This is a genomic window from Sphingomonas sp. GW822-FHT03G08 (assembly GCF_058801135.1).
In genome coordinates, this window is record NZ_JBXAMZ010000001.1 from 3,655,155 (window position 1) to 3,670,883 (window position 15,729).

A 15,729-nucleotide genomic window follows, 5' to 3' on the forward strand; every position below is an offset into this window, starting at 1 on the left:
CTTACTTTCCTTGGGTCTGATTGGCGGGGGCACTAGCCCCGACGCGGGTGAAAGTCACGGTGATGTGGCGATCCTTGGCGTTGCCGCCGCTGATCGGGTTGGCATCGACGACGATCGAGACGCCGTGCTGGACGTCCTTCGCCGATTCGCGGCGCTGGAGCGCGCCGTTGATCGTGTCGCCCGGGCCGACTTCGAAGCGCGACAGGAAGCCGAGGACGATGCGGCGGACATAGCCATAGGAATCGCGGGCGCGCTCCCCGGGCTTCGCGTCATGCTTCACGTCGAAGGTGAAGCGGACGGTCTCGATCCTGTCGGCCGCGGGGCCGGTCGCCTCGAAGACACTCTCGACGGCGATGCCGTTGGGCTTTTCGGGCCAGGTGACCTTGCCGGTGGCGGCATAGCCCTTGCCCGATGCCCTATAGCCTTCGGCCTTGAAGCCGAAATCGTTGGCGGCGGCGACCACGGCGGCCGGATTGGTGAAGATGCCGCTCCAGCGATCGGCCATCACCTTGTCACGGTCGGGCGCGCGGTTCTGCGCGGCAGCCGCCTGCTGCTCGTTGAGCGCCGGATCATGCGCAGCCCCGCAGCCCGCGAGCGGGGCCGCAGCCACGATCAGCAGGAAGGGAGCCGCGAAGCGCATCAGAGGGCTTCGGCGCCCGAGATGATCTCGACCAGCTCGGTGGTGATCGCAGCCTGGCGCTGGCGGTTATACTGGGTGTTCAGGCGCTTGATCAGGTCGCCGGCGTTGCGCGTGGCGTTGTCCATCGCGGTCATCTTCGAACCCTGCTCCGACGCGGCGTTCTCGCGGATCGCGCGGTAAAGCTGGATCGCGACGTTGCGCGGCAGCAGGTCGGCGAGGATCGATTCCTCATCCGGCTCATAGGTGACGGCGGCGCCGCTCGACACGGCCTGGGCCTCGCCCTGCGGGATCGCGACCGGCACGATCTGCTGCGCGGTCGGCTCCTGGGTAAGCACCGACTTGAAGTTCGAATAGAAGAGCGTCGCCACGTCGAACTCACCGGCCTCGTAGCGGGCGATGATGTCGTTGGCGAAGGCGCGCGCATCGGCGAAGGTCAGCTTGCCGAGATCGCCCGGCTCGACCGAATGCACGATGTGCTTCGGGAACAGGCGGTTGAGCGGCGCGCGGCCCTTGCGGCCGATCGTGTAGATCTTCACCGTCTTGCCCTGCGCCATCAGGCTTTCGGCATGACGGCGGGCGAGGCGGGCGATGTTGGTGTTGAACGCGCCGGCCAGGCCCTTGTCGCTGGTGGCGACGACGAGCAGGTGAACGTCATCCTTGCCGGTGCCGGCGAGCAGCTTGGGCGAGCTCTCGCTCAGCGTCACCTTCGAGGCGAGGCTGGCGACGACGCCTTCGAGACGCTGGGCATAGGGGCGCCCGGCCTCGGCCGCTTCCTGCGCGCGGCGCAGCTTGGCGGCGGCGACCATCTTCATCGCCTTGGTGATCTTCTGGGTCGACTTGACCGAGTTGATCCGGATCTTGAGTGCCTTGAGGCTTGCCATTTAGGTATTCCGAGCAAGGGCCAGACGGCCCGCGAGACCAACAAATGCGACGCCGAGAACGCCTTCGATCCAGCGCATCGCGCTGCTCTGCTTGGCGGCACGGCCCGCGCGGGCAGCGACGAATGCTACACCGGCGAGCCAGAAGGCGCCGAGCACATAGGGCACCGCGATCAGCAGCGCGCCCTTGAGCGGCGCCTCCGGACCGGTGCCGACGAACTGCGGCAGGATCGCGAGGAAGAACAAGGCGACCTTGGGGTTGAGCGCGGTGGTGAGCAGGCCCTGCCAGAAGGGCTTGCCAAGCGCCGGCGCCGCAGTGGTGGCGGCCGGTGCCGAGCGCACCGCGCCGCGGATCAGCTTGTAGCCGAGCCAGGCGAGGTAGATCGCACCGGCGGTCTTCACCACCGTGAACAGCGCCGGGAAGACCGTGAGCACGGCGAGGAAGCCGAAGCCGCACAGCGCCATGTACCACAGCCCGCCCAGGGCAACCCCGGACACTGCTGCCAGACCCGCCCGCACGCCTCCGCGCGCCGCGTGACCCGCGACGAGCATCGTGTCCGGGCCGGGCGTCAGCACAAGGCCGACGCTCAGCAGCGTCCACGCGAGGAGGGAGTGGTCGGCCATCGACTGCGGATCAGGCGAAGGTCTTGGCGAACGCTTCGAGCGCGGCCTTCAGCTTCGCCTTCACTTCGTCGCCCAGATCCTTGGTGTCGCGGATCGTGGTAAGGACATCGGCATGGTTCGCGCGAAGGTCGGCGAGCATCGCCGCTTCGTAGCGCACCACGTCCTGCACCGCGACGGCATCCAGGAAGCCCTGGGTGCCGGCGTAGATCGACGCGGTCTGCTCCTCGAACGGCAGCGGCGAGAACTGCGGCTGCTTGAGCAGCTCGGTCAGGCGCGCGCCGCGGTTGAGCAGCTTCTGGGTCGAGGCGTCGAGGTCCGAGCCGAACTGCGCGAACGCAGCCATTTCGCGATACTGGGCGAGCTCGAGCTTGATCGAGCCGGCGACCTTCTTCATCGCCTTGGTCTGCGCCGACGAACCGACGCGCGACACCGACAGACCCACGTTGATCGCCGGGCGGATGCCCGCGAAGAACAGGTCGGTCTCGAGGAAGATCTGGCCGTCGGTGATCGAGATCACGTTGGTCGGAATATAGGCCGACACGTCGCCCGCCTGGGTCTCGATGATCGGCAGCGCGGTGAGCGAGCCGTTGCCATTGGCGTCATTGAGCTTGGCAGCGCGCTCGAGCAGGCGGCTGTGAAGATAGAACACGTCGCCCGGATAAGCTTCGCGGCCCGGCGGACGGCGGAGCAGCAGCGACATCTGGCGATAGGCGACGGCCTGCTTCGACAGATCGTCGAACACGATCAGCGCGTGCATGCCGTTGTCACGGAAATACTCGCCCATCGCGGTGCCGGTGTACGGCGCGAGGAACTGCAGCGGCGCGGGGTCCGAAGCGGTCGCGGCGACGACGATGGAATATTCCATCGCGCCATTCTCTTCGAGCGTGCGCACCAGCTGCGCGACGGTCGAGCGCTTCTGGCCGACGGCGACGTACACGCAGTAGAGCTTCTTGCTCTCGTCGGTGCCGGCGTTGACGGTCTTCTGGTTGATGAAGGTGTCGATCGCGACGGCCGACTTGCCGGTCTGACGGTCGCCGATGATCAGCTCGCGCTGGCCACGGCCGACGGGCACGAGCGCGTCGATCGCCTTGAGGCCGGTCTGCACCGGCTCGTGCACCGACTTGCGCGGGATGATGCCCGGCGCCTTCACTTCGACGCGGCTGCGCTTCTCGGCGACGATCGGGCCCTTGCCGTCGATCGGGTTGCCGAGGCCATCGACGACGCGGCCGAGCAGGCCCTTGCCGACGGGAACGTCCACGATGGTGCCGGTGCGCTTGACGGTGTCGCCCTCGCGGATTTCGGCGTCCGAGCCGAAGATCACGACGCCGACATTGTCGGCTTCGAGGTTGAGCGCCATGCCCTGCACGCCATTGGCGAACTCGACCATCTCGCCGGCCTGGACATTGTCCAGACCGTGGATGCGCGCGATGCCGTCACCGACGCTGAGCACCTGGCCGGTTTCCGAAACCTGGGCCTCGGTGCCGAAATTGGCGATCTGGTCCTTGATGACCTTCGAGATTTCTGCGGCGCGGATATCCATTGTCTTAGCCTTCAGCCTTTCATCGCGTGCGCGAGGGAGTTCAGTCGGGTCTTGATCGAGCTATCGATCATCTGGCTGCCGATCTTCACGACCAGCCCGCCAAGGAGCGAGGGATCGACCGAAAGGTCGACGGCCACTTCCCGGCCGATGCGGGTGCGCAGCTGCTGCTTGAGCGCGTCGACCTGATCGGCGGAAAGCGGATGGGCGGAGGTGACCAGCGCGGTCGTCTCGCCGCGATGCGCGGCTGCGAGCTGACGGAACGCGCGGATGATCGCCGGGAGCTGGCCCAGGCGACGATTCTCGGCGAGCACGCCCAGGAAGTTCGCGGTGGTGCCGTCGAGCTTCAGGCTCTTGGCGACGGCGGCAACCGCCCTGGCGGCATCGCCGCGCGAGATCAGCGGGCTGGCGGTCAGCGCCTTGAAGTCGGCCGATTCGGCAAGTGCCTTGGCGACGGTGGCGAGGCTGTCCTCGACCTTGGCCAGGGCCTTCGAATCACGCGCGAGCTCGAACAGGGCGGTAGCGTAGCGTCCGCTTAGGCTTGCCTGGATACCGGCGGAATTCTCCACGCGTTTCGGTTCCTCTCGGAGGTTCGGGTTACTGCCCATATGAATTGGGGGCCGATTTCCGGCTCCACCAAAGTATTACTCCGGTGGCAACCCCATACGGCCCCCTATGGGTCGCGGCGCGGTTAGCATCGGTGTCACGGGGATGCAACCCGAGTCCGATTCGCTCTCGTGGAAGACTCTCCCACCGGCGGCAAAAGCGCGCGTGGACCGAATCGTTTCATATGGTAAACGATGACCCCATCATCCTTTTGGGGGAAGGGTTGGGGAAATGAACAAGCGGATTCTTGGCGGCGTCGTGCTCGCCGCTCTCGTCGCGGGCATCGCGCATGCCGAAGTGCTGAAGATCACCGGCGAGTTCGCCGCGCCTAGCCGCGAGGCCAGCCTGCTGCGCTCGCTTTCGATCGACCGGATCGGCGGCCAGGACGGTTCGGCGCTGGCGCGCGCGATCGAGCAGGGCCTGTCGGGCACGCATTTCGACCTGATGGGCGGCTATACCGGCCAGGGCAATGCCGAGGGCTCGCTGACCGGCGGCATCACCACCGGTGTGGACGAGCAGCCCTTCAAGCGGCGCGAGAAGCGCTGCGTCGAGAAGGACAGCGCCGACCAGAAGAAGTGCATCCGCGAGGAAGAGGTCGAGCTGCGCTGCCGCCGCCGGATCGTCAGCCTGAAGGCCGACCTGCGCATCGTGCGCAACCGCGACGGCCGGATCGTCTATTCGGCTACCAAGCCGTTCAGCCAGGAAAGCAGCTGGTGCGAGGGCAAGAACGACCGCCCGGCGCCGGTGGAGGACGTGATCGCCGACGGCGTGCGCAACCTGGGCTATGCGGTGCGCGAGGATATCGCGCCGACCATTTCGACCTATGACATCCGGGTGCGCGAGAGCGACAAGGGGATGAGCAAGGATCAGGCGAAGCGGTTCAAGGACCTGGTGAAGCTCACCAAGCGCGACGTGCGCGGGGCGTGCGACGGCTGGGAGGCGATGGCCGGCGAGCTGCCGGGCAATCCCTCGCTCACCTTCAATCGCGGGCTGTGCGCCGAGCAGGCGGGCGACTATCCGCGCGCGCTGCAGCTCTACCATGCGGCCCAGCGGGCTGGTGCGGCCGAAGGCGGCGTCGGTGCCGACCGGGCGATGCGGCTGATCGCGGGCAAGGAAGACGCGGCGATCCGGGCGCGGCGGCGCTAGGACGTATCGATGCTAGTCATTCGCCGGCGAAAGCCGGAGCCAAAAGAAAAGGCCAGGCGTTGCGGCCCGGCCTTTCCTGTGTGTTTTGTGGCAGGCTGACGGGATCAGCGCCCGCGATTGCTACCCTGGCCGCCCTGACGGCCACCGCCGCCCTGGCTACCCTGGCGCTGGCCGCCGCCGCTACCGGTCGGGCGGGGCTGCCACTTGCGCTTGGGACGGGCATAGTTGCGGGGCTGCTCGCCCTGCGGCTGCGCGTCGAAGCGGCGCGGACGAGGCTCGCCTGCGGCGGCGCCGGCGGCTTCCGGACGCGGGGCATGGCCGTCGCGGCGCGGCTGGTCGCTACGTGCGCGATCGTCACGCTGGCCACCGGGGCGACCGCGCTGCGGCGGGCCACCCGGACGGCGACCGTCGCGCTGCATCGCGCGACCGTTGCGGCCATTCTGCTCGTCGCGGCTGGGCGCGACATTGACGCGGCTGGTCTTGATCTTCTCGGCGGCGGCGACGAAGCCCTCGGGCAGCGGCACGACGCTGAGCTTCTGGCGGATCAGCCGCTCGATGTCGCGCAGATAGGGGCGCTCGTCATCGGCGCAGAAGCTGATCGCCTCGCCGTCATTGCCGGCGCGCGCGGTGCGGCCGATGCGGTGGACATACTGGTCCGCCACGTTCGGCAGCTCGAAGTTGAAGACGTGGCTGACGCCCGACACGTCGATGCCGCGCGCGGCGATGTCGGTGGCGACCAGGATCTTCACCTTGCCGGCGCGGAACTCGCCGAGCGCGCGTTCGCGCTGCGGCTGGCTCTTGTTGCCATGGATCGCGTTGGCGGCGATGCCGTTGCCCGCGAGCAGACGGACGACGCGGTCGGCGCCGTGCTTGGTGCGGGTGAACACCAGCGCGCGATCGATCTCGGTATCGCGCAGCATCATGGTGAGCAGCGCCTGCTTCTCTGCCTGCTGGACAAAGGTCACGCTCTGGTCGACGCGCTCGGCGGTGGTCGCCTCGGGGGTGACCTTCACTTCGACCGGTTCCTTGATGAACTGGCCGGCGAGCTCGCGGATCGTCTTCGGCATGGTCGCCGAGAAGAACAGCGACTGGCGCTTGGCGGGCAGCTCGCGGACGATGCGCTTGAGCGCGTGGATGAAGCCGAGGTCCATCATCTGGTCGGCTTCGTCGAGCACGAAGATCTCGAGGCCCATCAGGATCGCGTAGCACTGGTCCATCAGGTCGACGAGGCGGCCCGGGGTGGCGACAAGGATGTCGACGCCCTTGGCGAGGTCGGTCTTGTTCTTGTGGATCGAAGTGCCGCCGAAGATGGTGGCGACGCTCAGTCGCGTGCCCTTCGAATAATGGCGGGCCTGGTCGGCGATCTGGCTGGCGAGCTCGCGGGTGGGGGCGAGCACGAGCATGCGGCAGCCGCGCGGCTGGGCGCGCTTGCCGCTGGCGACCAGACGGTCGATCGAGGGAAGCATGAAAGCGGCGGTCTTGCCGGTGCCGGTCTGGGCGATGCCGAGCAGGTCGCGCCCTTCGAGCAGCGACGGGATCGACTTGGCCTGGATCGGCGTCGCCTCGCTATAGCCCTTGGCGGCAAGCGCGGCGAGAACGGTCTCCGAGAGACCGAGTTCATTGAACTGCATTGAATATCCTGTGCATACGGCCGGCGCACGCCGGACGGACTCCAGGTGCGAAGGCGGGGTCAAAAATGACGACCCGCGTGACTAGGGAAGCCGTGGAAACAATCGAGACGGAGCCTGGGCCCTTGGGGTTTCCCCGCATGCCCGATCACGCTGCCATAACGCCTCGTTGGCGGCGCATATGGCGATGAAATCGGTTTCCGTCAAGGAAGTGGCACGGACGGCGTCGGGGCACGCCGCCCGTGCCGGGTGATCGGAAGGGTCAGTTCCCGATCACCGGTCCCGGATATTCGCGGGGGCGATAGCCGAGGCGGACCGCCTCGAGCTGGCCGTGGAGCGCGGGATCCTGATAGGCGCAGCGACCGTTCATCTGGGTCGGGCAGCTCGTCGGGGTCACCTTGTCGAAGATGTCGGCGATCAGCGCATCGTCGAAGCTTCGGGTGGGGAAAGTGCCGAAGCGGATGTTGATCAGCCGGGCGAGCAGCAACGGGGTGACCCAGGAGGTGGTGGGCGTGGTGATCGGCTCCAGCGCCAGGCCGAAGCCGTCCAGCTGGAGCAGCGGGGTGGTATTCCACTGGAAGGGGCGCTGGGGCTCGACGCCGGTGTTGAGGAACACGTCCGCATCGGCCCGCGCCGGCCAGATCGGGAAGCCGCCGATACCGCCGCGCCCGACCTCGTCGAGGTTGGAATCGAGCACGGCGAAATAGCCCGCGCGCAGGCGGTTGTAATATTGCGCGATCTTCTGGTCATAGGGCGCGTTGACGAGCCCGTCATTCTCCACCGCCGCATGGGCGGTCATCACGCCGGGCGTGCTGAACAGCGCGGCGTAGATGGGGGCATAGGCGGCCAGCTTGTCGCGCAGCACCGCTTCACCAGGCGCGGCGGTGCCGCAATCGGTGGTCCAGCTGTCGCGGATCACCTCGTAGCTGTGGCCCGCGCTGTAATTGACGTAGCGGACATTGTTGGCGCGCATCATCGCAACGAGATTGTCCGCGGTGGTCTGCGCGGCGGCGGTGAGGCGCGTCTGCACCGCGGCACTGCCCGAGATGTCGCAATAATCGGCTCGGGCGACATCGACCAGGTCGATCTTGTCGAGCAGCACCAGCGGCTGGGCCGGATTGGTGTCGGCGATCAGGCGGAAGACGGTGGCGCCATGCCCGGTATTGTCGAGGTTGAGTCCCGGATACATGCGATAGGCCATCTCGGCGACGGCGCGCAGTTGCTCGGTGGGGTCATATTCCGGATAGGCGAAGCGATCGAGTGCCTTCCACAGCGAAGTCGGCACGCGCCAGGTCGAGGTGGCGTTGGCCAGCGCGCCGGCAGTGCCGAACCGGTAATAGTTCTTGATCCGCTTGCGGAAGCGGATCGCCGCGCCGGGCAGGCGCGGGAAGTCGTCGACGACCAGCACGGCCTCGTTGCTATTCGGGTCCATGGCGAAGTCTCCCGGGCGATAGGGCTGGTCGGTGAAGCTGCACCCGGTGGTGACGCCGCCCTGGAAGCAGGTGTCCGCCTGCATCTCGGCGCGCGCGGCGGTGATGCGCTCGGCGAGCGGCCCCCGGGGCGGCTGCGGGATCGGGGTGGAGGTTGGCGTAGGGCTGGGTGTTGGCGTGGGCGCCGGGCTGGGGGTCGCGGTTGGCGTGGGTGCGGGCCCGGGTGCGCCGGCGCTGCCGCCACAGGCGGCCAGGGCAAGAGGGAAGAGGAAAGGCGCGCTGCGCGAAGCCGGGCGCCGGAGGCGGAGCAGGGGGAGGGATGCGGACATGGCCCGCGCCCAATAGGTGTCTTGCGTCATTAACTCACCGTTTCAGTTGTAACGATCGTGTTTCGACGCAGAAACATCCCTGTGGCGGTGGAATTAGCCCGGATCGCCGGATCCGCAAAGCTCTCGTTAACGCCTCTCCGGCTAGGCTCGGGGCGCCAACCATGGAGCCCCAAATTGCTCGTCGCCAAGCTTGAGATCCTCGGAGATATCGACCGCCGCGGCGCGATCCGTTTCGATGCGGATTCGCCCTCGACCCTGCGCACCCCCGATGGCGCGCCGATCGACGTGCAGGTCGAGGATTTCTCGCGCACGGGCTTCCGCTTCGGCTCCGAGCTTGACCTGCCGGTGGGTACGCTCGTCTCGCTCGGCCTGTCGGGTGCCGGATCCCGCGCCGCCAAGATCGTGCGCCGCTCGGGCAACACCTATGGCTGCGCGTTCATGAAGGCGCTGACCGAGGAAGAGATTGCGCATGCGTTCCGCGGGCAGGAGCATATCCTGGCCGATCTATCGGCTGCGCTCGCCGCGCGCTTCGGCACCGGCAAGCCGGGCACGAAGCCGACGATCCCGCCGCTGCGCCGGCTTATGCGCCGTCCGGTCCGCGAGGACTGAACTCCCGCTCCCGATAGCTGAACCAGTCGAAGTCCGCGTGGAGCCCCGCGCCGGACAGGTCCTGGCATGCCATGCCGACAAAGGCCCCGGTGAAATTGGGCTGACCCGGCGCGCTCGCTTCGTCCGAGAGGATCGAGGCGTCGAACTGTTCCGGGAGCCAGTTCCACGCGTCGCCGTGCACGCGCCAGGCGAAGCGCAGCCGTTCGCAATCGACTTCGACGCGCAGCTCGATCGGGCCCTCCGGGATCGCGATGGGTGCGGTGAACGCGTCGGCCTGGGGTGAATCGGGCAGCGCCGACATCACCCGGATATGGCGGCCGACTTCCTCGTCCCGGCTGACATGGAGGTAGTGGAATTTGGACGCATTGTACCAGGCGACCAGCCCGGCGGCCTGCTGGAAATGGCGCGGGGCATAATCGAGCGTGCAGCTTGCCGAATAGCAAAAGGCCTGTTGCCGCCGCGCGACCAGCGCCTGGGTGAACAGGCTGCCGATCGTCTCGCGGCCATATAGCCGAAGATGGCCGGGCCGGGCGGCGAGGCTGAAGATCGTCCCGGGCTCGGGCGTGCGCAGCCACTGGAAGTCGATCGGCAGAGCCGTGCTGTCGAAATCGTCGCGGAAATCGACTGGTGCTCTGCCTTCGGGGCCGGGCACTTCGAGCATCGGCATGCCGGGATCGCCGGTGGTGTAGAGCCAGCCATCCTCGGCCCAGCGCATCGGCTGGATCGCGGTCTCGCGGCCCAGCACGCAGCGCCCGCGATTGGGGAGCGGCCGGCCGCAGAGATAGACCAGCCAGGGTTCGCCCTCGGGCGTCTCGACCAGATCGGCATGGCCGGCGCGCTGGAGCGGTGCATCGGGGCGGGTGCGGCTGCTCAGGATGTAAGTGTCGGGGTGCAGCTCGTACGGGCCGGTGAGGCTGCGCGAGCGCGCCATGGTCACGGCATGGTTCCAGCCGGTGCCGCCCTCCGCGGTCAGCAGATAATACCAGCCGTCGCGCTGGTAGAGATGCGGTGCCTCGGTGAGGCCGAGCTGCGTGCCGGGGAAGATGTTGACCCGCTCGCCGATCAGGCGCTGCTTGGCCGGCGAATATTCCTGCGCGACGATCCCGGCGAAGCGGTTGCGGCCCGGGCGGTGGTCCCACAGCATGTTGAGCAGCCACTTCCGCCCATTCTCATCATGGAAGAGCGAGGGGTCGAAGCCGCTGCTGTTCAGATGGATCGGATCGGACCAGTCGCCGTCGATGGTCTCGCAGGTGACGAGGTAATTGTGAAAGTCGCGCAGGGACGCGCCCGATGCGCCGCCGACCGTGGTGCGGCCATAGCGTTTCACATCGGTGTAGATCAGGTGAAAGCGCGCGCCATCGTGGGAGAGGCAGGGCGCCCACACGCCGCAGCTGTCCGGATCGCCGCGCATGTCGAGCTGGCTCGCGCGGTTGAGCGGCCGGGCGACCAAAGTCCAGTTGGCGAGGTCGCGGCTGTGGTGGATCTGCACGCCGGGGAACCACTCGAAGGTGGACGTGGCGATGTAGTAATCCTCGCCGACGCGGACGATCGAGGGATCGGGATTGAAGCCGGGCAGGATGGGATTGCGGGTCATGCGGGCTTTCGTACGAGCGTCCAGAGCACGGCGGCGGCGATCAGGTCGAGCAGGCCGAGCGCGATGAAGAAGGGGTTATAGCCGATCGAGGCGACGAGGCTGCCCATCAGCAGCGAGAAGATCAGGATCGAGGCATTGGCGCAGGTGCCCGCCATGCCCGCCACGGTGCCGAGCTCGTCGCGACGGAACAGGTCGCTGGCCATGGTGATGACGGTGACCGATAGGGTCTGGTGCGCGAAGCCGCCGAGGCAGAGCAGCGCGACCGCCGCCCAGGCATTCTCGACAAAGCCGACGAACATCATGCCGGTCATCAGCACCGCGCCCAGCGTGAAGGTCCAGCGGCGTGCGTCGATCAGGTTGATCCCTCGGCGCTGAAGCCACAGCACCAAAGTGGGGCCGAACAGGCAGCCGAGATCGGCGGCGACAAAGGGCAGGAAGGCGCTGAGCGCGATCTCGGCCAGGTCGAAATGGCGGATCTTCACCAGATAGAGCGGCAGCCAGAAGGTGAGCGTGCCCCAGGTCGGATCCGCCAGGAAACGCGGGATGGCGATGCCCCAGAAGTTGCGCTGGCGCAGGATCGATCCGATCGAGGGGCGTGCGCCGGCAGCCTGGATATGGGCTTCCTGGCCGGCGAGGATATGGGCGCGCTCCTCTTCGCTGATGTCGGGATGCTCGGCGGGACTGCGGTAGAAGCGCAGCCACAACAGCACCCAGAGCAGCGCCATCGCGCCGGCGACGACAAAGGCCGCGCGCCAGTTCCACATCCAGATCGACCAGGCGACCAGGGGTGCGGCGAGCGCGGATCCGGCCGAGGCGCCGAGATTGTAGACGCCGCCGGCAAGGCCACGCTCCTTCGCCGGAAACCATTCCGAGACGACCTTGAGCCCGCCGGTGTGCGAAGTGCCCTCGGCAAAGCCCAGCGCGCCGCGCAGCCCGAACAGCATCTGCCAGTTGAAGGCGAGGCCGTGCGCCATGGTGAGCAGCCCCCAGCAGCTCGCGAAGATGGCGAGGCCGGTGCGCAGCCCGATGGTGTCGAGGATATAGCCGACCACCGGCTGGAGCATGACGCCAGCCTGAAAGGCGGCGGTGATCCAGCTGTACTGATGCTCGTCGATGCCGAGATCGGGCATGAACACGGGCGCCGCGACCGCGAGGGTCGACCGGGTGAGATAGTTCACGATCGTGCCCAGCATCACGATCGCGATGATCCACCAGCGCAGGGCGCGCGTGCGTCGCCAGAAGGACATGGCCTCTCCCATGCGGGCGTTGGGGTTGCGCCCGTTAGCGCTAACGGTGGCGGGTTTGGCCGGGCAGGGCAAGAGGCTTATTGTATGAGTTATTCTTGCTCTCTTTCCTGGAAGGGAGGGGCTGGGGGGGTGGAGGCATGGCGATACTGTGGCCGACCGCCTGACCGCACCGTATCGCACGCAAATACCCACCCCCGACCCCTCCCTTCAAGGGAGGGGAGCTTGCGGTTTAGCTTTGACCGCAAACGCCGGGATGTGGGGCAGGGGATAGAAGCCTATATCACTCCCATGCCCCACTCTCTCTCCCTTCCCGAAGACGCGGCCTGGGCCGCCTTCGAAGCGCGCGACCGCGCATTCGAGGGGCGGCTGATCGTCGCGGTCACCACCACCCGCATCTATTGCAAGCCGACCTGCCCGGCGCGGCGGCCCAAGCGCGAGCATGTCGAGTTCTTCGACGATGCCGAGGCAGCGCGGGCGGCCGGCTATCGCGCTTGCCTGCGCTGCAAGCCCGATGAGGTGGGGCGCGACCGGGTGGCGGTGGCGCGTGCCGTCGCGCTGATCGAAGCGGCCGAGGAGAATGTCTCGCTCGACGCGATCGCGACGGCGGTCGGCTATGCGCCGCATCATTTCCACCGGCTGTTCAAGCGCGCCACCGGCGTGACCCCGGCTGCCTATGCCCGCGGCCTCAAGGCGAAGCGGGCGGCGGCGGCACTGGACGAAGGCAGCGTCACCGAGGCGATCTACGAGGCCGGCTATTCGGCGCCGAGCCGCTTCTACGAGACCGCCAATGCCCGGCTGGGCATGAGCCCCAGCGTGTGGAAGCGCGGTGGTGCCGGCGTGACGATCCGCTGGGCGCTCGCCGAGACCAGCCTGGGGCCGCTGCTGATCGCGGCGACCGACAAGGGGCTGTGCCGGGTCGCGTTCGAGGAGAATGCGCTCGATCTCGCGACGCGCTTCCCGGCGGCGGAGATCGTCCAGGGCGGCGCCGCGCTCTCCGCATTAGCCGCGCGGGTGGTTGCCGAGGTCGAGAGCCCCGGGCGCGATACCGACCTGCCGCTCGACGTGCAGGGCACCGCTTTCCAGGAAGCGGTGTGGCAGGCGCTGCGGGCGATCCCGCCGGGCGAGACGCGCAGCTATGCCCAGCTCGCGGCGGCGGCCGGCAGCCCGGGCGCGGTGCGCGCGGCGGGCACCGCCTGCGGCGCCAATCACGTGCCGGTGATCATCCCCTGCCACCGCGCGCTGCGCTCGGACGGCAGCATGGGCGGCTATGCGTACGGCGTCGATCGCAAGCGCGCGCTGCTCCGGCGCGAGGGAGGCGACGAATGAACTACGTGATCCAGGGGATCGACCCTGCGCCCTTCCGCCGGCTGTACAGCATGACGGACGAGGCGCTTGCCGCCGAGCAGGTGGTACGCTTCACGGTCGAGATGAAGCCCGATGCGCCGTGCCGGGTCGAGCTGGTCGATGTCGATCCGGGCGAGACCGTGCTGCTGGTCAACCACGCGCATCTGCCCGTCGCCTCACCCTATCGCAGCGCGCATGCGATCTTCGTGCGCGAAGGCGCCGAGGTGCCGACCCGGTTCGAGAACCGGATACCCGAGCCGTTGGCGATCCGCCTGCTCTCGGTCCGCGCGTTCGACGGCGCGGGGATGATGACCGATGCCGATGTGGTCGAGGGCAATGCGCTCGAGCCGCTGATCGCGCGGATGTTCGCCGATCCGGCGGTCGATTATCTGCATGTCCACAATGCAAAGCGCGGCTGCTTCGCCGCGCGGGTGGATCGGGCCTGATCCAGTAGGCCCATTCCCTCGGCACCCCGGCCTTGCGCAGGGGTCCCGCTGCATTTGTCTCGTGGAGGAAGAAGCGGGATCCCGGCGCAAGGCCGGGGTGCCGGAAGTTACTTCGCCGCCGGCGTCGCCGCTGCGGCCGGGGCCCCGCCCGAAGCCGCGCACTTGTATACCAGCTTCTCGTTGTAGACCGCCGGCAGCGCGGTGCGGATGTTCTGCTGCTGCGTCGCCAGCTCGGCGCGCTTGGCCTGGTCGGACGAGCATTCCTTCAGCGGCACGCCCTTACGCAGCGCCCGCGCCTGCTTCATCTGCTCGGAGGAGAGCAGGTAGCGGGTATTGGTATAGGTGCCCGTGGCGGGATCGAAGTCGAGCACCGAGACATTGGCTTCCTGGTCCGGTACCAGGATGCGCTGCCAGTGCGTGCCGGCCTCGGCATATTGGGTGCGGCTGTTGATGCAGCCGTCCTTGCCGACATCGAGATCGACATTGTCGGTGGCAGAGACGATCACCCGGCTGCGTTCGGGCACCAGGGTGCAGACCAGCTTGCCTTGCGCCGCCGCGGTCGCCGCGCCCGCCGCTGCCGCCGCCTTGGGCACCGGCACTACCGACGCTTCGTCGAAGCCCGGCCGGCTGAGGAACAGCGCCACCGCGCCCAGCATCAGCACGCCGCCGCCCGCCGCGACCCAGATCGCCTCGCGCTTGCGCTCGCGCGAGAGCAGCAATCCGGCGCCGCCCACGGCAAGCGCGCCGAGGACGAGCAGCACCGCGGCGCCGGCCATGTAGTTCTCGCGCGTGGTCTCGGCGCGGTTGCGTGCCCGCGCGATCGCATCGTCCCGTTCCGCCTCGGCCCGGGCGGCATCGGCGCGCGAGGTCTCGTCGGCTGCCAGCCGCGCCTTGTCGTCGGCGCTGCGCTCCTGCGCCATCTGCTCCTCGACCGAGGTGCAGGGCATTTCGATGGTCGCTACCGGCTGCTTCGCCTCCGCCAGGAACGCGGCAAGCTCGCTGTCCGCGATGGCGAAGGCAAAGGTCGAATCGCCTTCGTCATTATGCGTGATCGCCGAATTGACGCCGAGCACGCGGCCGCAGCGGTCGAGCAGCGGACCGCCCGAATTGCCGCGCGCGATGCTGGCGGTGTGGAGCAGCACGCTCACGCCGCTCAACTGGCGCAGTCCCGCGAATCCGCCCTGCGAGCGCACCGGCGATTGCGGCTTGATGAAGTCGGCGGCCGAACGCGCGGTGGCGACATCGACATTGCCCGGATAGCCGAGCGCAACCAGCGCGTCGCCATCGGCGATCTTGCCGGTGAACAGGGTGAGCGGCGGCAGGCGCACGCCGGTGAACTCGATCAGCGCCAGGTCGCGCGCCTGGTCGATCTTGATCACCTTGCCCTGGTAGGACTTGTCGCCCTCGGACGGGACGACGCCGATCACGACATTGTCGGGATAGCGCGAGGCAAGCTCGACGACATGTGCGTTGGTGACCACCCTGTTAGGCGCCACCGCGAAGCCGCTGCCATGGCCGAAGCCGACCACCTCGTCATCGACCACCGCGATGGTGACGATGCGCACCACGCCGCGCGCCGAGGCGGAGATGTCGTCGGCATGCGCGGGCCCCGCCCATGCGAAGAGCAGCGCCACGACCAGAAGCAACCGACGCATCATCGAACCCGAACCC

At 67.9% G+C, this 15,729-nt stretch carries 14 protein-coding genes; 4 read left to right on the forward strand and 10 right to left on the reverse strand.

Features of this window, described 5'->3' with window-relative positions; all coding sequences use genetic code 11:
* Window position 1: 1 nt before the first annotated feature.
* The 5 genes from AC1RJ5_RS17180 to AC1RJ5_RS17200 are packed head-to-tail and all read right to left on the reverse strand — an operon-like array spanning window position 2 to window position 4,248.
* Complete coding sequence (locus tag AC1RJ5_RS17180; protein WP_342251005.1) at window positions 2-640, reverse strand: hypothetical protein; 639 nt, start codon at window positions 638-640, stop codon at window positions 2-4.
* The gene (locus tag AC1RJ5_RS17185; RefSeq protein ID WP_342251004.1) at window positions 640-1,521 is read right to left on the reverse strand and encodes a F0F1 ATP synthase subunit gamma; all 882 of its coding nucleotides are present in this window, start codon (window positions 1,519-1,521) and stop codon (window positions 640-642) included. Before AC1RJ5_RS17185 ends, AC1RJ5_RS17180 begins: the two co-directional genes overlap by 1 nt.
* Complete coding sequence (locus AC1RJ5_RS17190; RefSeq protein WP_342251003.1) at window positions 1,522-2,142, reverse strand: LysE family translocator; 621 nt, start codon at window positions 2,140-2,142, stop codon at window positions 1,522-1,524.
* A gap of 10 nt (window positions 2,143-2,152) precedes the next feature.
* Complete coding sequence (gene atpA / locus AC1RJ5_RS17195; protein WP_342251002.1) at window positions 2,153-3,682, reverse strand: F0F1 ATP synthase subunit alpha; 1,530 nt, start codon at window positions 3,680-3,682, stop codon at window positions 2,153-2,155.
* An 11-nt stretch (window positions 3,683-3,693) separates the two neighbouring features.
* Window positions 3,694-4,248 carry a F0F1 ATP synthase subunit delta gene (locus tag AC1RJ5_RS17200; RefSeq protein WP_269572896.1) on the reverse strand — a complete coding sequence of 185 codons (555 nt, stop codon included), beginning with the start codon at window positions 4,246-4,248 and terminating at the stop codon, window positions 3,694-3,696.
* A 268-nt stretch (window positions 4,249-4,516) separates the two neighbouring features.
* On the opposite strand from AC1RJ5_RS17200, the gene AC1RJ5_RS17205 reads away from it, so the two are divergent.
* Window positions 4,517-5,431 carry a hypothetical protein gene (locus AC1RJ5_RS17205; RefSeq protein WP_342251001.1) on the forward strand — a complete coding sequence of 305 codons (915 nt, stop codon included), beginning with the start codon at window positions 4,517-4,519 and terminating at the stop codon, window positions 5,429-5,431.
* A gap of 104 nt (window positions 5,432-5,535) precedes the next feature.
* Here AC1RJ5_RS17205 and AC1RJ5_RS17210 read toward each other — a convergent pair whose 3' ends face one another.
* Together AC1RJ5_RS17210 and AC1RJ5_RS17215 are read right to left on the reverse strand one after the other, a co-directional pair.
* Window positions 5,536-7,062 (reverse strand): DEAD/DEAH box helicase, encoded by a 1,527-nt coding sequence (locus AC1RJ5_RS17210; protein WP_493114562.1) that lies wholly within the window; start codon window positions 7,060-7,062, stop codon window positions 5,536-5,538.
* 259 nt (window positions 7,063-7,321) lie between these two features.
* The gene (locus AC1RJ5_RS17215) at window positions 7,322-8,818 is read right to left on the reverse strand and encodes a hypothetical protein (RefSeq protein ID WP_493114564.1); all 1,497 of its coding nucleotides are present in this window, start codon (window positions 8,816-8,818) and stop codon (window positions 7,322-7,324) included.
* A 174-nt stretch (window positions 8,819-8,992) separates the two neighbouring features.
* Between AC1RJ5_RS17215 and AC1RJ5_RS17220 the strand changes: the two genes are divergently transcribed.
* Window positions 8,993-9,427: a PilZ domain-containing protein gene (locus AC1RJ5_RS17220; RefSeq protein WP_269572892.1), complete on the forward strand. Its 435-nt coding sequence runs from the start codon at window positions 8,993-8,995 to the stop codon at window positions 9,425-9,427.
* Here AC1RJ5_RS17220 and AC1RJ5_RS17225 read toward each other — a convergent pair.
* Window positions 9,399-11,021: a glycoside hydrolase family 43 protein gene (locus AC1RJ5_RS17225; RefSeq protein ID WP_493114566.1), complete on the reverse strand. Its 1,623-nt coding sequence runs from the start codon at window positions 11,019-11,021 to the stop codon at window positions 9,399-9,401. The genes AC1RJ5_RS17220 and AC1RJ5_RS17225 overlap by 29 nt on opposite strands.
* Window positions 11,018-12,268, reverse strand: a complete 1,251-nt coding sequence (locus AC1RJ5_RS17230) for an MFS transporter (RefSeq protein WP_269572890.1) — start codon at window positions 12,266-12,268, stop codon at window positions 11,018-11,020. Before AC1RJ5_RS17230 ends, AC1RJ5_RS17225 begins: the two co-directional genes overlap by 4 nt.
* A 288-nt stretch (window positions 12,269-12,556) precedes the next feature.
* Between AC1RJ5_RS17230 and ada the strand changes: the two genes are divergently transcribed.
* Together ada and AC1RJ5_RS17240 are read left to right on the forward strand one after the other, a co-directional pair.
* On the forward strand, window positions 12,557-13,594 hold the full coding sequence (gene ada, locus AC1RJ5_RS17235; RefSeq protein WP_269572889.1) for a bifunctional DNA-binding transcriptional regulator/O6-methylguanine-DNA methyltransferase Ada: 1,038 nt from the start codon (window positions 12,557-12,559) through the stop codon (window positions 13,592-13,594).
* Window positions 13,591-14,058 carry a DUF1203 domain-containing protein gene (locus AC1RJ5_RS17240; protein WP_493114569.1) on the forward strand — a complete coding sequence of 156 codons (468 nt, stop codon included), beginning with the start codon at window positions 13,591-13,593 and terminating at the stop codon, window positions 14,056-14,058. Before ada ends, AC1RJ5_RS17240 begins: the two co-directional genes overlap by 4 nt.
* A gap of 107 nt (window positions 14,059-14,165) precedes the next feature.
* Here AC1RJ5_RS17240 and AC1RJ5_RS17245 read toward each other — a convergent pair whose 3' ends face one another.
* Window positions 14,166-15,713, reverse strand: coding sequence for a S1C family serine protease (locus AC1RJ5_RS17245; protein WP_269572887.1), 1,548 nt, complete (start codon window positions 15,711-15,713; stop codon window positions 14,166-14,168).
* Window positions 15,714-15,729 lie beyond the last annotated feature (16 nt).

Bases quoted from the DNA above. Each gene is read 5' to 3' on its own strand.
- AC1RJ5_RS17190 (WP_342251003.1), bottom strand. From the start codon at position 2,142: ATGGCCGACCACTCCCTCCTCGCGTGGACGCTGCTGAGCGTCGGCCTT.
- AC1RJ5_RS17215 (WP_493114564.1), bottom strand. From the start codon at position 8,818: ATGTCCGCATCCCTCCCCCTGCTCCGCCTCCGGCGCCCGGCTTCGCGC.
- AC1RJ5_RS17180 (WP_342251005.1), bottom strand. From the start codon at position 640: ATGCGCTTCGCGGCTCCCTTCCTGCTGATCGTGGCTGCGGCCCCGCTC.
- AC1RJ5_RS17230 (WP_269572890.1), bottom strand. From the start codon at position 12,268: ATGTCCTTCTGGCGACGCACGCGCGCCCTGCGCTGGTGGATCATCGCG.
- AC1RJ5_RS17245 (WP_269572887.1), bottom strand. From the start codon at position 15,713: ATGCGTCGGTTGCTTCTGGTCGTGGCGCTGCTCTTCGCATGGGCGGGG.
- atpA (WP_342251002.1), bottom strand. From the start codon at position 3,682: ATGGATATCCGCGCCGCAGAAATCTCGAAGGTCATCAAGGACCAGATC.
- AC1RJ5_RS17210 (WP_493114562.1), bottom strand. From the start codon at position 7,062: ATGCAGTTCAATGAACTCGGTCTCTCGGAGACCGTTCTCGCCGCGCTT.
- AC1RJ5_RS17185 (WP_342251004.1), bottom strand. From the start codon at position 1,521: ATGGCAAGCCTCAAGGCACTCAAGATCCGGATCAACTCGGTCAAGTCG.
- ada (WP_269572889.1), top strand. From the start codon at position 12,557: ATGCCCCACTCTCTCTCCCTTCCCGAAGACGCGGCCTGGGCCGCCTTC.
- AC1RJ5_RS17240 (WP_493114569.1), top strand. From the start codon at position 13,591: ATGAACTACGTGATCCAGGGGATCGACCCTGCGCCCTTCCGCCGGCTG.
- AC1RJ5_RS17225 (WP_493114566.1), bottom strand. From the start codon at position 11,021: ATGACCCGCAATCCCATCCTGCCCGGCTTCAATCCCGATCCCTCGATC.
- AC1RJ5_RS17205 (WP_342251001.1), top strand. From the start codon at position 4,517: ATGAACAAGCGGATTCTTGGCGGCGTCGTGCTCGCCGCTCTCGTCGCG.